Annotated in this window: 12 protein-coding genes and 2 riboswitches; of the genes, 7 read left to right on the forward strand and 5 right to left on the reverse strand. The window is 57.5% G+C overall.

The window, feature by feature from the left end; all coding sequences use genetic code 11:
• The first annotated feature begins 48 nt into the window (after positions 1-48).
• The 6 genes from RSAL33209_RS07500 (at position 49) to RSAL33209_RS07525 (ending at position 8,377) form a co-directional block, all read left to right on the forward strand.
• Positions 49-690, forward strand: a complete 642-nt coding sequence (locus RSAL33209_RS07500) for a TetR/AcrR family transcriptional regulator (RefSeq protein ID WP_012245128.1) — start codon at positions 49-51, stop codon at positions 688-690.
• A gap of 205 nt (positions 691-895) precedes the next feature.
• Positions 896-998: riboswitch (glycine riboswitch) on the forward strand.
• Position 999: 1 nt separating this feature from the next.
• Positions 1,000-1,101, forward strand: a riboswitch (glycine riboswitch).
• Between the two features lie 41 nt (positions 1,102-1,142).
• Positions 1,143-4,001, forward strand: a complete 2,859-nt coding sequence (gcvP, locus tag RSAL33209_RS07505; protein ID WP_041684583.1) for an aminomethyl-transferring glycine dehydrogenase — start codon at positions 1,143-1,145, stop codon at positions 3,999-4,001.
• Between the two features lie 16 nt (positions 4,002-4,017).
• Positions 4,018-5,166: a glycine cleavage system aminomethyltransferase GcvT gene (gcvT, locus tag RSAL33209_RS07510; protein ID WP_012245130.1), complete on the forward strand. Its 1,149-nt coding sequence runs from the start codon at positions 4,018-4,020 to the stop codon at positions 5,164-5,166.
• A 12-nt stretch (positions 5,167-5,178) separates the two neighbouring features.
• Positions 5,179-5,571 (forward strand): glycine cleavage system protein GcvH, encoded by a 393-nt coding sequence (gene gcvH, locus RSAL33209_RS07515; protein ID WP_012245131.1) that lies wholly within the window; start codon positions 5,179-5,181, stop codon positions 5,569-5,571.
• Positions 5,568-6,860 (forward strand): serine hydroxymethyltransferase, encoded by a 1,293-nt coding sequence (glyA, locus tag RSAL33209_RS07520; protein WP_012245132.1) that lies wholly within the window; start codon positions 5,568-5,570, stop codon positions 6,858-6,860. Before gcvH ends, glyA begins: the two co-directional genes overlap by 4 nt.
• 119 nt (positions 6,861-6,979) lie before the next feature.
• On the forward strand, positions 6,980-8,377 hold the full coding sequence (locus RSAL33209_RS07525) for an L-serine ammonia-lyase (protein WP_012245133.1): 1,398 nt from the start codon (positions 6,980-6,982) through the stop codon (positions 8,375-8,377).
• Positions 8,378-8,477: 100 nt separating this feature from the next.
• Here the strand turns inward: RSAL33209_RS07525 and RSAL33209_RS07530 are convergent, their stop codons facing one another.
• The 5 genes from RSAL33209_RS07530 to glmS all read right to left on the reverse strand — a co-directional run bounded on the left by RSAL33209_RS07530 (position 8,478) and on the right by glmS (position 13,787).
• On the reverse strand, positions 8,478-8,972 hold the full coding sequence (locus RSAL33209_RS07530; RefSeq protein ID WP_012245134.1) for a beta-class carbonic anhydrase: 495 nt from the start codon (positions 8,970-8,972) through the stop codon (positions 8,478-8,480).
• A gap of 138 nt (positions 8,973-9,110) precedes the next feature.
• Positions 9,111-10,535: an NAD(P)H-hydrate epimerase gene (locus tag RSAL33209_RS07535; RefSeq protein WP_012245135.1), complete on the reverse strand. Its 1,425-nt coding sequence runs from the start codon at positions 10,533-10,535 to the stop codon at positions 9,111-9,113.
• Between the two features lie 2 nt (positions 10,536-10,537).
• Entirely contained in the window at positions 10,538-10,885 is a 348-nt protein-coding gene (locus RSAL33209_RS07540) for a holo-ACP synthase (protein WP_012245136.1), read from the reverse strand.
• Between the two features lie 495 nt (positions 10,886-11,380).
• On the reverse strand, positions 11,381-11,878 hold the full coding sequence (locus RSAL33209_RS07550) for an isochorismatase family protein (protein WP_012245138.1): 498 nt from the start codon (positions 11,876-11,878) through the stop codon (positions 11,381-11,383).
• A gap of 25 nt (positions 11,879-11,903) precedes the next feature.
• A complete protein-coding gene (gene glmS, locus RSAL33209_RS07555; protein ID WP_041684585.1) occupies positions 11,904-13,787 on the reverse strand; it encodes a glutamine--fructose-6-phosphate transaminase (isomerizing) in 1,884 nt (627 codons plus the stop codon).
• A 125-nt stretch (positions 13,788-13,912) separates the two neighbouring features.
• Between glmS and coaA the strand changes: the two genes are divergently transcribed.
• Complete coding sequence (coaA, locus tag RSAL33209_RS07560; protein ID WP_012245140.1) at positions 13,913-14,875, forward strand: type I pantothenate kinase; 963 nt, start codon at positions 13,913-13,915, stop codon at positions 14,873-14,875.
• Positions 14,876-14,893 lie beyond the last annotated feature (18 nt).

Genomic DNA, 14,893 nt, shown 5'->3' on the forward strand with positions numbered 1-14,893 from the left:
TTAGTATAGGCAGAACGGTACCGTATCGTCCATACGTATACTGAAGACATGATCGAGCACACTCGCCGCCGCCCGACCGGCGCCGCCGTTCTCCAACGACAGATCACCTCAGCTATTACCAAGGCCGCGCTGGACGAACTGGCCAAGCACGGCTACGGTCGGCTGTCGATGGAGGCGGTAGCCAAACGCGCCGGAGTCGGCAAGAGCGCCCTGTACCGACGTTGGCCATCCAAACAAGACATGGTGATCGCCGCGCTGTCGGAGTTCAGCATCCCACTCGCCGAGATCACCGACACCGGATCATTCCACGGGGACCTCGTCGCTACCCTACGAGCGCTCCACGAATGGCTTACTCATCCCCGAATCGCCACGATCCTGCCCGATTTGACCGCCGAAGCCGGTCGCAACCCGGTGCTGGCAGAGGCAATCGCGACAACCATCGGCCAGCCCCGACGAGCGCTCGGTGCCGACACCCTGCGTCGCGCGATCGAGCGCGGGGAGCTATCCGACAAAGTGAATCTCGAACTCGCTCTCGATCTGATCGCCGCCCCGGTCTACTGGCGGCTGAGTGTCCGCCATGCAGTCGTCGAGCCTGGCTACCTCGAAGACCTCGCAGAGCACATCCTGCGCGCGCTTGACGCCAGGTCTGCGTCAAGCACCGCTCGCAAGCCATGCTCACCGGCAGTCTGATCGGCGGCCGGTGAGACCGCACGCTGCGCATTCAGTTTAAAACCTTTGTCGACGCCGAACACTGCCTAACCATTTCCCAGCACAAAAACGCCCGCCCAAAGTCGAAAGTGCATCCCAGGTGTGGAGCGGACAATTTATCGATTCGTAGATTTGTCCCGCGTCACCCTACCGTGTGAGAATGGTCACCAGATAATTAAACAGCCGATGATCCGCAGCGGGAGAGTCCTTCCGCCACCAACCAGGCAGAAAGCGCCGTAGGAGCAAACCCTCCCCGGGAATCTCTCAGGCACATGTACCGCTGCGGCAAGGCAACTCTGGAAAGTAGTGTCACCCCATCCGGGTAACACTCACCGACGGTGCAAGCGGAGACGTCTCCGCGGAAACTCTCAGGTCCAATACAGAGCGGGGAGGAACCCACCCGGTACATCCGTACCCTAATACTGGAGTTCCTCATGAGCCAAAATCTTTTTTCGGAAACAATCTTCGCAGACCGGCATATCGGTGCCCGCCGCGAACTCGACATCGCGCACATGCTCAAAACCATCGGCTACGACTCTGTCGATGGCCTGGTTGATACTGCTGTGTCGGAGAGCATTCGTCAACAAACCCCCTTGGTCCTACAGCCCGCGTTGAGCGAAGTCGATGCCCTCAAAAAGCTTCGCGAGCTTGCTTCCAAGAACAAGACCGCAGTCCAGCTCATCGGCCAGGGCTACTACGACACCGTGACTCCCCCGGTGATTCGCCGCAACATCCTCGAAGACCCGGCCTGGTACACCGCGTACACGCCCTACCAACCGGAAATCTCGCAAGGCCGCCTCGAAGCTCTGCTTAACTTCCAAACCATGGTTGAGGATCTCACCGCGTTGCCTATTGCTAACGCTTCGCTTCTGGACGAAGCCACCGCCGTCGCCGAAGCCGTTCTGCTGATGCGCCGCTCCAACAAGAAACTTGAATCCGGCGTCATTGTGCTCGACGCCGATGTGCTGCCGCAGACCATTTCGGTGGTCAAGGGTCGCGCTGAAGCGCTCGGCTTCGACGTCGTCGTCATTGATCTCAGCAAAGACGGCCTGCCCGACGGCGAAATCTGCGGCGTAGTGCTGCAGCAGCCCGGCGTCTCCGGCACCGTGCACGACCACGCTGCTTTGATCACAGAAGCCAAAGAACGCGGCGCGATGATCACGGTTGCCGCAGATTTGTTGGCGCTCACCTTGATCGTGCCGCCGGGCGAGCAGGGTGCAGACATCGCTGTCGGCTCCGCCCAGCGCTTTGGCGTTCCGCTGTTCTTCGGCGGCCCGCACGCCGCTTACATGGCAGTGCGCAACGGTCTTGAACGCTCGCTGCCGGGCCGTTTGGTTGGTGTGTCCAAGGACGACGCCGGCTCCCCCGCCTACCGCTTGGCGCTACAGACTCGTGAGCAGCACATTCGCCGGGAAAAGGCGACCTCGAATATCTGTACCGCACAGGCCCTGCTCGCCATTGTGGCCAGCATGTACGCCGTTTACCACGGCCCTGAGGGCTTGAAGTGGATTGCCCAACGCACCCAGCGTCACGCGGCAAGCTTGGCCGCCTCGCTCAAAGCGGCGGGCATCGAGGTGCCAACGCAGAACCACTTCGACACCATCACGGTTTCGGTTCCCGGACGTGCAGTTGAACTGCTCGCGGCTGCTGAAGCTAAGGGCCTCAACTTCCGCCCGGTAGACGCGGAAACTCTGGGCATCTCGTTCGATGAGACGACTACCAGCGAAACCGTTGCACTCGTCGCCAGCGTCTTTGGCGCAAACGTTATCGCCGGCGAAAACGCGCTGGCAGAAAACCTGCTGCGTAGCTCGGAATACCTGACACACCCGGTTTTCCACGCGCACCGCTCAGAAACTCAGATGCTGCGTTACCTACGCCGACTTTCTGATCGCGACCTGGCTTTGGACCGCACCATGATCCCGTTGGGCTCCTGTACCATGAAGCTCAATGCCACGGTGGAAATGGAATCCATTTCCTGGCCTGAGTTCGCTGGCATCCACCCCTTCGCGCCGGATTCGCAAACCGCCGGTTGGCGCGAGCTGATCGAAGACCTGGAAACCGAGCTGGCGACCATTACCGGTTACGACCAAGTCTCCATCCAGCCCAACGCCGGTTCGCAGGGTGAGCTTGCTGGATTGCTTGCTATTCGGGGTTACCACCTCTCCCGCGGCGATGTGCAGCGCACTGTCTGCCTGATTCCGGCCTCAGCCCATGGCACCAATGCGGCATCCGCTGTGCTGGCTGGTATGAAGGTCGTCGTGGTAGCCACCGCACCGGATGGCACCATTGATCACGCTGATCTGAACGCAAAGATCGAAGCTAACGCGGAGAATCTTGCCGCAATCATGATCACCTACCCATCCACGCACGGTGTGTTTGACGCCGACGTTCGCCAGGTCTGCGATGCGATCCACGCCGCCGGCGGCCAGGTCTACATCGACGGCGCAAACCTCAACGCACTGGTTGGTTTGGCTCAGCCTGGCCAATTCGGCGGCGATGTTTCACACCTGAACTTGCACAAGACCTTCTGCATCCCGCACGGCGGTGGCGGCCCCGGCGTCGGCCCAGTTGCAGCGAAGGCGCACCTGGCGCCGTTTATGCCCGGAAATGCCAACGCTGCTGATCACGAAGGTGCTGGCGTGCCGATCTCGGCTTCCAAGTACGGCTCTGCTGGCGTGCTGCCGATTTCCTGGGCCTATGTGAAGCTGATGGGCGGCGACGGTCTGACCGAAGCAACCCGTAGCGCACTGCTTGCCGCAAACTACGTCGCAGCAAGCCTCAACGAGTTCTTCCCGATCTTGTACACCGGTAACGGCGGCCTGGTTGCGCACGAGTGCATCTTGGATCTGCGCGAGCTGACCGCAAAGACCGGCGTCACCGCAGAAGACGTAGCGAAGCGTTTGATTGATTACGGGTTCCACGCCCCAACACTCGCGTTCCCCGTTGCCGGCACCTTGATGGTCGAGCCGACCGAGTCTGAAGATCTGGGTGAAATCGATCGCTTCATTGCCGCGATGATCTCGATCAAGGGCGAAATCGATGAGATTGCCGAAGGTAAGCTTGCCGTCGAAGATTCTGCCTTGCGGCTCTCGCCGCACACCGCAAACGCGGTAGTGAACGATTCCTGGGACCGCAAATACGGCCGCGAACAAGCAGCATTCCCGTTGCCCACGCTGCGGGTAGACAAGTACTTCCCACCGGTTGGTCGGATCGACGGAGCTAATGGTGACCGCAATTTGATCTGTTCCTGCCCGCCGCCCAGTGCATTCGAACACAGCGCCTTCGAGAACTAAGAAACAGGAGTCACCGATGACTTTGAAAGAAACTGCCCTGCAGGCTGAGCATGCCAAACTTGGCGCTAGCTTCACTGACTTCGGCGGCTGGGATATGCCGCTGAAGTACCAGAGTGAACTTGCCGAGCACCACGCTGTTCGGCAAGGTGCTGGCCTGTTTGACCTGTCCCATATGGGCGAGATCTGGGTTCGCGGCGCACAAGCTGCCGCATTCTTGGACTACGCTCTGGTAGGCAACCTCTCCGCGATCCAGGTCGGTAAAGCCAAATACTCGCTGATCTGCACGCCCGACGGCGGCATCATCGACGATCTGATTAGCTACCGCCGCGCTGAGGACGTCTACCTGGTGGTGCCGAACGCGGGCAATGCCGATGCAGTGTACGCCGAGTTCGTCAAGCGGGCTGAAGGCTTCGACGTTGAGCTGGATAACGTCTCGGCACAGACCTCACTGATTGCACTGCAGGGCCCGGAAGCTGAGCGGATTTTGCTCGGACTGGTTCCAGCTGAACAAGCGGAAGCCGTTCGGGAGCTGAAGTACTACGCAGCGACTGAGGTCACTGTTTCCGGACTGCCAATTTTGCTTGCCCGCACCGGATACACCGGTGAAGACGGCTTCGAGTTGTACATCGACAACTCGGAAGCAGCACAGCTGTGGAACTCGCTCCTGACCGCCGACGAAGTTGTCACCCCGTGTGGCTTAGCTAGCCGCGATTCGTTGCGTTTGGAAGCCGCGATGCCGTTGTACGGTAATGAGCTTGGTCTTGACGGTAACCCTTTCGAGGCAGGCCTCGGTCCGGTTGTTTCGCTCGCACCAGCAAAGACCGCCAAAGAGGGCGATTTTGTGGGCAAGGAAGCCTTGGCAAAGATCAAGGCCGAGCGGGCCCAAACACCAGAGGGCCAGTCCGTCACTGGCAAGCGTATTTTGGTCGGTTTACAAGGTCAAGGACGTCGTGCCGCACGCGGTCACTACCCGGTAGTTCTCAATGGTGAAACCGTTGGTGAAGTTACCTCCGGTCTGCCCAGCCCCACCCTCGGCTACCCGGTAGCCCTGGCCTACGTCAACGCGGAGCACTCCGAGGTTGGCACTGAGCTCCAGGTCGATCTACGCGGCAAAACCGAGCCGTTCACCGTCGTCGCCCTTCCCTTTTACAAACGAACCAAGTAAAGGCCATATCTCATGAGCAAAGTTGTTCCCGAACTGCGTTACTCCGCCGAACACGAATGGGTTGCCAATGACGGCGCCCTCAATAACGGTCCGGTGACTATCGGCGTAAGCGCCGTCGCTGCTGAGGCATTGGGCGATATCGTCTACCTGGATCTGCCGGAGGTTGGCAGCACGATCACCGCGGGCGAGAGCTGCGGCGAAATTGAGTCGACTAAGTCTGTCTCTGATTTGTACGCGCCCGTTAGCGGCGAAATCACTGAAATCAACGCTGATGCCGTTGCTGATCCGGCCGTAGTCAACCAGGACCCATATGGTGCTGGCTGGCTTTTCAAGGTTGCCGTCAGCGAAGAAGGCCCTTTGCTCAGTGCTGCTGAATACGCAGAGAAGAACGGAGCCGAGCTGTGAGCCAGACTCTGAATCACCTCAACGGAACCCTGGCTCAGATTGATCCAGAGATTGCGGCCAAGCTCGACGACGAACTCACTCGGCAGCGGAACGGCCTGGAAATGATCGCCTCGGAAAACCACACCTCGGTGGCGGTTATGCAGGCGCAAGGTTCAGTTCTGACCAATAAGTACGCCGAAGGCTACCCGGGCCGGCGTTACTACGGCGGCTGTGAGCACGTCGACGTCGTCGAGCAGCTCGCCATTGATCGGGTCAAGGTACTCTTTGGCGCTGACTTTGCCAATGTTCAGCCGCACTCCGGTGCTCAGGCAAACGCTTCGGTCATGCATGCACTGCTGACTCCTGGTGACACCATCATGGGCTTGAACTTGGCTCATGGCGGTCACTTGACGCACGGTATGCGGATCAACTTCTCCGGCAAGTTGTACAACGTGGTTCCGTACCAAGTCCGCGAAAGCGACCACCTGATCGACATGGCTGAAGTAGAGCGCTTGGCGCAGGAACACCAGCCAAAAATGATTGTGGCTGGTTGGTCTGCTTACGCTCGGCAGTTAGATTTTGCTGAGTTCCGAAGGATCGCTGATTCGGTCGGCGCATATTTGATGGTTGATATGGCGCACTTCGCTGGTCTGGTTGCTGCTGGCTTGCATCCGAGCCCGGCGCCGCACGCACACGTCACCACCTCAACCACGCACAAGACGCTTGCTGGCCCGCGCGGTGGCATCATTTTGACCAATGATGCGGACATCGCCAAGAAGATCAACTCCGCCGTTTTCCCTGGACAGCAAGGCGGGCCGCTGGAGCACGTCATCGCAGGCAAGGCAGTTGCGTTCAAGATCGCCGCCTCTGAGGAATTCAAAGAACGCCAACAACGCGTGTTGGAAGGCGCTCGAATTCTTGCCGAGCGTCTAGTCCAGGACGATGTTAAGGCGAAGGGCATTTCGGTAGTAACCGGTGGCACGGACGTGCACCTGGTGCTCGTTGACTTGCGTGATTCCGAGTTGGACGGCCAACAGGCCGAAGACCGTTTGGCCCAGATCGATGTCACCGTCAATCGCAACGCGGTTCCGTTCGATCCGAGGCCGCCAATGGTGACTTCGGGTCTGCGCATCGGCACCTCTGCGCTGGCTTCTCGTGGTTTCGAGACCGCTGGTTTTGTTGAGATCGCCGATATTATCGCGACGGCGCTTATCGCTGAAGCGGATGCCGATCTCACGCCGTTAGCGCAACGCGTTCAGGCTCTGGCCGAAGCGCACCCGCTTTACCCGGACGTAGCGCCGCTCGCCTAAAGCAACTCTCCGGATGCATTTTCGGCATAGGGATGCCGCTACGACCCTTCGGTTCGGCATCCTCAAGCCGAAAATGCATCCGAGAAACTTCCCCACCTCAACAAGACTAGGATCACACTGTGGCTATTGGTGTATTCGACCTATTCAAGGTCGGCATTGGACCGTCAAGCTCGCATACGGTCGGTCCGATGCGCGCTGCAGCGGTTTTCGTCGAAGAACTGCGCGCCCAAAACTGCCTCGACCAGGTGACAGAGATTCGGGTTGACCTTTATGGTTCGCTCGCGGCCACCGGGCGTGGGCACGGCACCATGACCGCGGTACTGCTCGGTTTAGAAGGCCATTACCCGGATCTGATCCTGCCGAACGAGGTTGAAGAGCGACTGGCTTCAATGGAGTCAACGGAGAAAATTCTGCTCGGAGGATCGTTCAGCCTGCCCTACGCGGCCAACGATATAATTTTGCACCCGTTGACGATCTTGGATCGACACACCAACGGGATGAAGTTTGAAGTGTCCAACGCGCAAGGCCAAGTACTGCATCAAGCGACGTTCTACTCAGTAGGCGGTGGCTTTATTGTCCGTGAAGGCGAAGAAGACGCTGCGCTAGCCGAGCTGGACGAAACCCATAAGGGCCTGCCCTTGCCTTTCCGAACCGCTGCTGAGCTGCTGGAACACTGTGGCAAACAAGGGCTTAAGATCTCCGACGTGATGCTGGTCAATGAAAAGGACAGCCGCAGCGAGGAAGAAATTCGTGACGGCCTGAAGCATATTTGGGAAGTCATGGAGGGCTGCGTCGAAGCCAGCCTGGTTCGTGAGGGCTTGCTGCCTGGCGGGCTCAAGGTTCGACGCCGAGCCCCAGACTGGTATGAGCGGTTGCTCAAAGAAGATAAAGACCGCGACCCGAAGTACTGGCAAGAATGGGTCAATCTGATTGCACTAGCGGTCAACGAAGAGAATGCCTCTGGCGGACGTGTGGTCACTGCGCCGACTAATGGCGCGGCCGGGATCATCCCAGCGGTGCTGTATTACGCACTCAATTACGCGCCCGGCATGGAAGACGCGACGCAAGAAGACAAAGACGACGTCGTAGTAAAGTTCCTGCTCGCCGCCGGTGCTGTGGGCGTGCTGTACAAAGAACAGGCTTCGATCTCCGGCGCTGAGGTTGGCTGCCAGGGTGAGGTTGGCTCGGCGTCGTCGATGGCAGCAGCGGGACTGGCTGAGGTGATGGGTGGCTCGCCCGCTCAGGTCGAAAACGCTGCCGAGATCGCGATGGAGCACAACCTGGGCCTGACCTGCGATCCTATCGGTGGGCTGGTGCAAGTTCCGTGCATCGAACGGAATGCCATTGCTGCTGCGAAAGCAATCAACGCGACAAAGATGGCGCTCTGGGGCGACGGCGAACACCGCGTCTCGCTGGACGAAGTCATCATCACGATGCGTGAAACTGGCAAAGATATGAGCACCAAATACAAGGAAACTGCGATGGGCGGCCTAGCCGTAAACGTCGTGGAGTGCTAACCCCTCCCTACCTCTACTTACAGACGCTGCACAACTTTTCGGCCTTAAAACCTATGTTTAAGGCCGAAAAGTGGTGCAGCGTTTTGCGTTGCGTGGAGTGTTAGCTGGGACTCACTTCGTTCAGACGACCCGTCGCGACGTCGAAGACGAAGCCGCGGATGGAGTCCTTCTTCGGAATGAACTGGCTGGCTTTGATTCGCGAAATCGATTGTTTGACGTCCAGCTCCACATCGGGAAACGCTTCAGCTGCCCAAGCCGGGCGAAGTCCAGTTTCAGTCTCAATCGACTTCTTGAAATCATCATCGGTGAAGGTGAGCATGCCGCAATTCGTGTGATGGATCAGAATGATTTCTCCGGCGCCAAGTAGCCGCTGACTAATAGCCAAGGAGCGGATTTCATCCTCGGTGACTACCCCGCCCGCATTCCGGATGACATGCGATTCGCCTTCGTTCAAACCGAGGACACGATAGACATCTAGGCGTGCATCCATGCAAGCGAGTACAGCAACATGTTTGCTGGGCGGCAACGGCAATGGACCGCTAAATTCAGCAGCATAGGCTTTGTTATTGCGGAGTAGTTCATCGGTAACGCTCATGGGTTTTCCTCACGATCCGCTGGAGGACTCAGAGAAGAGTCCGGTCTCAGTGTGCGCAGCCCCGAACAGATCCCCAAGCAGCATTACCGGAGAAAACTACTGATGACTCCGTTCGACCAAAAGCGTCCTCAGGTTGCGTCAAGTCAGCAGCTCAGCGAGCACTTTCGGCACTGCTTCGGCAACACGGCTTGCTGTCACCGGACCGCTGCTGGATGCCAACACGCCAGCTCTACCGTGCACGCTCGCGGCGAGCGCAGCAGCTAACGCTGGCCGCACACCACTCGCTAACAATGCACCGAGAATGCCAGCCAGAGTGTCCCCACTGCCCGCGGTCGCCAGCCAAGCCGTGCCATCTGATTGGCTGTACACCGGTTCGTCGGCCGAAACCACCAAAGTGGTAGATCCTTTGAGTAGCACGGTTGCCCCGGTGAGTTCAGCGGCAAGGCGCGCGTGCCGCAAAGGTTCGCGTTCGACGTCGGCCCGAACAGTCCCCTGGCCCCGCCGGCTGAGCAGCGCGGCAAGTTCGCCAGCGTGCGGGGTTACTACTAGTTGCGGCCCAATCTGGCCGGGCAATAGGGCTAGAGCTCCGGCGTCCACTACTGCTGGCAAGCCTGAAGATATCGCCTCGAAGCTGCGTTGTTCTTGGACCGGATCATCGGCAACTCCAGGTCCAACAAGCCAGGCCTGCACTCGATTCGCCGCAACCGTTGGGGCACCAGTAACAACTTCGGCCGGCATCTGGGCTGGGCCCAAATAGCGGAGCATGCCGACGCCGGCGGCAAGCGCACCGCCGACGGCAAGTTGGGCGGCACCGGGATATTTTGCCGACCCAGCGACCACACCTAGCACGCCACGGGAGTACTTGTGATCAGTGGCGCCAGGCTGTGGCCAGTAGGCTGCTAGGTCCGACTCCTCAAGCTGCAGTAATTCAGGCGCAGCCAGTTTCAAACCCAAATCTATACAGCTAATCTTGCCCACATAGTCGCTGCTGGGCGGCAGCAAGAGACCGGCCTTGATTCGGCCGAAGGTGACTGTCTCTTCCGCACGGAGTACTCGCCCATCGCTTTCTCCAGTATCCGCGTTGACTCCACTCGGTAAATCGCAGGCAACAATCCCTGGCCGACCGTTGAGAGAATGGGCAAGCCGCAGCACCTCGCCACGTAGCCCGCCTCGCGCCCCGGTGCCAAGAATCGCATCCACCAAGATATCGGCGTCAAGTCCAAAACTGCGCGCGTGGTCAAATTCCTTGGCCAAACTCATCGTCCGACCACCAGCGGCTTGAAATGCACTTAGCCCCGCTAAGTGTGCTTTCTCCGCACACAGAACTGCAGTTACGGCAGCGCCACGCCGGGCCAAAAATGCGCCCGCATACAAAGCGTCGCCGCCATTGTTCCCAGATCCAACTAAAAGCGTCACGGTGCTGCCGTAAACCCCGCTAAGTCGCTGCGCAACGACGTTTGCCAATCCGTAGGCAGCGCGCGCCATCAGATCTCCGCCAGCCCCGACGTCGAACAGCGCCTGTTCCGCTGCCCGGACGGCAGTTCCGGTGTATGCGGTAATCATGACTAGCTTTCGGCGATTACAAAGGCCGTAGAAATTCCGCCATCATGACTCATCGAAAGGTGCCAGCGCTTCACACCTTGAGCTTCAGCTACTGCGGCAACAGTGTTCTTTGTTTGAACTGTTGGGCCGTTCACATCGAGGCCAATCCAGCAGTCTTGCCAGTTCATGCCAGCCGGGGCACCTAACGCTTTAGCCACGGCTTCTTTGGCTGCGAAACGTGCCGCAAGCGAGCGCGTATTAAGGCTTCGTTCTGCGGGGACGAAAAGACGGTCTAAAAGGCCGGGGGTTCGTTCCAGCTGGCGCCTGAAACGCTCTACATCCACTACGTCGATTCCGATGCCGATAATCATGAAGCAAGTCTATCGAGACCATAAGACAAACTCGGCTTCGACATTATTCGCCCACGACCTGTGTGCAGTTAAGCCGAGTTCATCTCGGGCTAACCCTGCTTATCTGCACACCGGTCGTCGGTCAAGAACCCTCGTTAGCCTGGAGCGCCTCATTAGGACGAGATTTACGGGCAGTCGGTTCATCGTTGGATTGCGGACTTAGTACATAAGCCTTGCCGAGACTACCCCGGCAATAACTTGAAGATGCAGTTGATCAGGATCAACTTGAATCAACATTTGCGGAGCTGGGCCGTTCCGAAGGCATGTTCCGGTGAGCACATCAGCAGTCGAGATCTCAAATTGCCAAGCCTCGTTCAACAGAACGATCGTATAGTCGGGTACGTCCGGACCAGGAATAGTCCGAAGAATCCCCGGGCTTTCTAGCGAAGCCGCCATCAAACCTGCCAGAGCGAGTTCAAATTCGTCAAAGGTAGCATTCGGTCATCGACCCATCAGTTACCCCTCGGCGTCGTGCCAGCTCTGTAAAGTCTCCGCATGATTCGGCACAAAAATATCTTCGCTGACCGAACGGGTGACACAAAAATTCTCCAGGTCGCCGTGCGGGTAAAGAGTTTCGTTGGTATGCGCAATGATCTGATCCGCACTCAATACCGGTGAATCGACCGTAGTGTGCGCATCCTGTAGCAAGGTGACATCAAGGTCCCGCCCCACGGCAGCTCGCACAGCTGTATCTACGCAATACTCGCTCTGCATGCCGCAGATCGCCACGTGCGGCATTCCCCGCTCAACCAGGAATGGGCCCAAAACAGTGCGCGTAAACGCACTGTTGTTCGACTTGTCGATAGTCACTGAGCCAGCTGGCTGCCGCAGCGATTCGTGCACTTCGAAGCCTGGGCCCTCGCCACCAGCTACATCGCGATCTCGCACAAAGACGATCAACGCTCCGGCTTCAACCGCCTTGCTGATCGCCGTCGACCAGATCCTGCTGCGCATCGATAACTAAAAGTGCCTGCGACATTTACTCCACCGTCACAGACTTAGCCAGATTGCGTGGCTGGTCGACGTCGTAACCCTTAGCCTCTGCCAACTCGCAAGCGAAAATCTGCAATGGGACTGTGGCAAGCAGTGGCGCGAGCAAGGTCGGCGTCTTCGGAATGTAGAAGACGTGCTCGGCGTAAGCCTTGACCGCTTCATCGCCTTCTTCCGCGATCACGATGGTCTTAGCTCCGCGAGCGCGCACTTCCTGAATGTTCGAAACGATCTTGTCGTGCAGCGAATCTCGTCCCTCGGGCGAAGGTACCACCACAAAGACCGGCTGCCCTTCTTCGATCAGCGCAATCGGCCCATGTTTGAGTTCGCCAGCGGCAAACCCCTCGGCATGGATATAGGCCAATTCCTTGAGTTTCAAGGCGCCTTCCATCGCTACCGGGAAACCAACATGACGACCGAGGAACAAGATCGATTTGGCATCTTTCATGGAGACTGCAAGATCCTTGATCTGCTGCTCATGATCAAGGACGGTTTGGATCTTCTCTGGCGTAGCCGCCAATTCGTCTAAAATCACTTTGATTTCGTCACGGAATTTGTTGCCTCGCAATTGGGCAAGATACAAACCCAGCAAATACGAAGCTGTGATTTGGGCTAAGAATGCCTTAGTTGAGGCAACGGCAATCTCTGGTCCGGCGTGAGTGTATAAAACGGCATCTGATTCACGCGGAATGGTGGACCCATTGGTGTTACAGATCGCCAGTACCTTGGCGCCTTGTTCGCGAGCATGTCGCACCGCCATCAAGGTGTCCATGGTTTCGCCGGACTGCGAGATGGCCACTACCAGTGTCTTTTCGTTCACAATCGGGTCCCGGTAGCGGAACTCGTGTGAGAGCTCAACTTCGGTGGGGATTCGGCACCAGTGTTCAATTGCGTACTTGGCAACTTGACCAACATAGGCAGAAGTACCGCAGGCAATGACAATGATTTTGTCTACCGAGCGCAAAATGGTTTCGCTGATTCGCAGCTCATCCGGAATGAGTTTTCCACTGGGGTCAGTACGGCCCAGCAACGTGTCAGCAACAGCGCGTGGTTGTTCATGGATCTCTTTCGCCATGAACGATGGGTAGCCATCCTTTTCCGCAGCAGCGGCGTCCCAATCGACGTGGTATTCCTTACCGGAAGCTGGGTTGCCAAAGAAGTCAGTGATCACGACTTCATCCGGAGTGATCGTGACAATCTGATCCTGACCGAGTTCAACAGCGCGTCTTGTGTAATCGATGAACCCCGAGACATCTGAACCGAGAAAGTTCTCGCCCTCGCCAAGGCCGACGACGAGCGGTGAGTTCCGGCGTGCGGCGACCACAACGCCAGGCAACTCGGCGTGAACTGCTAATAACGTAAACGCACCCTCAAGCTTTTGGCAGGCTCGTTGCATAGCAACGGTGAGACGGATGGATTGCTCGACGTCTGAGGCAGCCTGGTATTCATCGGCCAGCAGCGCGGCGGCGACTTCGGTGTCGGTTTCCGAGAGGAAATTGACTCCCTTCGCCAGCAAATCTGCTTTCAACTCGGCAAAGTTTTCGATAATTCCGTTGTGGATCAATGCGAGCTTGCCATTATCCGCCAGATGCGGATGGGCATTGATATCGGTAGGGCCGCCGTGAGTAGCCCAACGGGTATGACCAATTCCGGTCAAAGAGTCCGGCAAAGGCTCGGCCTCAAGCTCAGCTAATAAATTGGCAAGTTTGCCTGCCTTTTTGGCCGAAGCAATTCCGCCGTCAGTCAATACCGCAACTCCAGCTGAGTCATATCCTCGGTATTCGAGACGACGAAGGCCTTCTAACACCACATCGAGAGCGCTATACTCTAGACCTCGATCAGCACGTCCGACGTATCCTACGATTCCACACATAGGCTCAATCTTACCGGGCTGTCTCGCTCTAGTCAGACAGCTGGCTATGCAATTGGACACCTTCGCCCTTCCCACCTTTTCACTTCAGTTCGCTCATTTCGAGCGCACAGGGCAGAATCACTTAGGTGAGTTCACAACGCACTGACGCCAATGAAGGCGCTTCACCATTCGTCGAGCTAGATCGGCACACCTGGTCAAGGCTTTCAGCGGAAATTGAGCAACCCCTCAATGAAGAGGACATTGTTCGCCTGCGGGGTTTGGAAGACCCACTCAATATGAATGAAGTGCGGGAGGTTTATCTACCCGTTTCCAGGTTGTTGAACCTTTATGTAGCCGCGGCCGGACAACTCCACTCCGCGACCACCACCTTTCTCGGTGAAAAGACTCAGCGCACCCCGTTTGTTATTGGCGTGGCTGGATCTGTCGCGGTAGGCAAATCGACAACTGCTCGTATTTTGCGTGAAATGCTACGGCGCTGGCCAGATACCCCGAACGTCGAGTTAATCACCACTGACGGCTTTTTGTACCCAAATGCCGAGCTAGAACGTCGTGGCATTATGCATCGAAAGGGATTCCCCGAATCCTATGACCGACGTGCGCTATTGCGCTTTGTCAGTGAGATAAAAGGCGGCGCAGAAGAAGTGCGCGCGCCCTGGTATTCACACCTGACATATGACATCGTGCCTGGAAAAGAAGTTGTGGTTCGCCGCCCGGACGTTTTGATCGTCGAAGGCTTGAATGTGTTGGCCCCTGCCCGTCCGCGCCAAGATGGCCGTTCGGGATTGGCAGTGAGCGATTTCTTCGACTTCTCCATTTATGTAGATGCGAAAACGCCATATATCGAACAGTGGTACATTGATCGATTCCTCTCCTTGCGTAGTTCAGCATTCGCCCAGCCGGAGTCATACTTTCGTCGCTACGCATCGCTTTCAGATGCCGAAGCGGTGGAAACGGCGCGTGGAATTTGGAAACGAATCAACGAGCCGAACCTCGAAGAAAACGTCTTGCCGACCAGAGGACGAGCACGGCTAGTGTTGACCAAAGATTCAGACCATTCGATTCGACGAATGCTCTTGCGGAAAACCTAAGATTAGCAAGGAAACCAG

Source organism: Renibacterium salmoninarum ATCC 33209 (genome assembly GCF_000018885.1).
Lineage (GTDB): Bacteria > Actinomycetota > Actinomycetes > Actinomycetales > Micrococcaceae > Renibacterium > Renibacterium salmoninarum.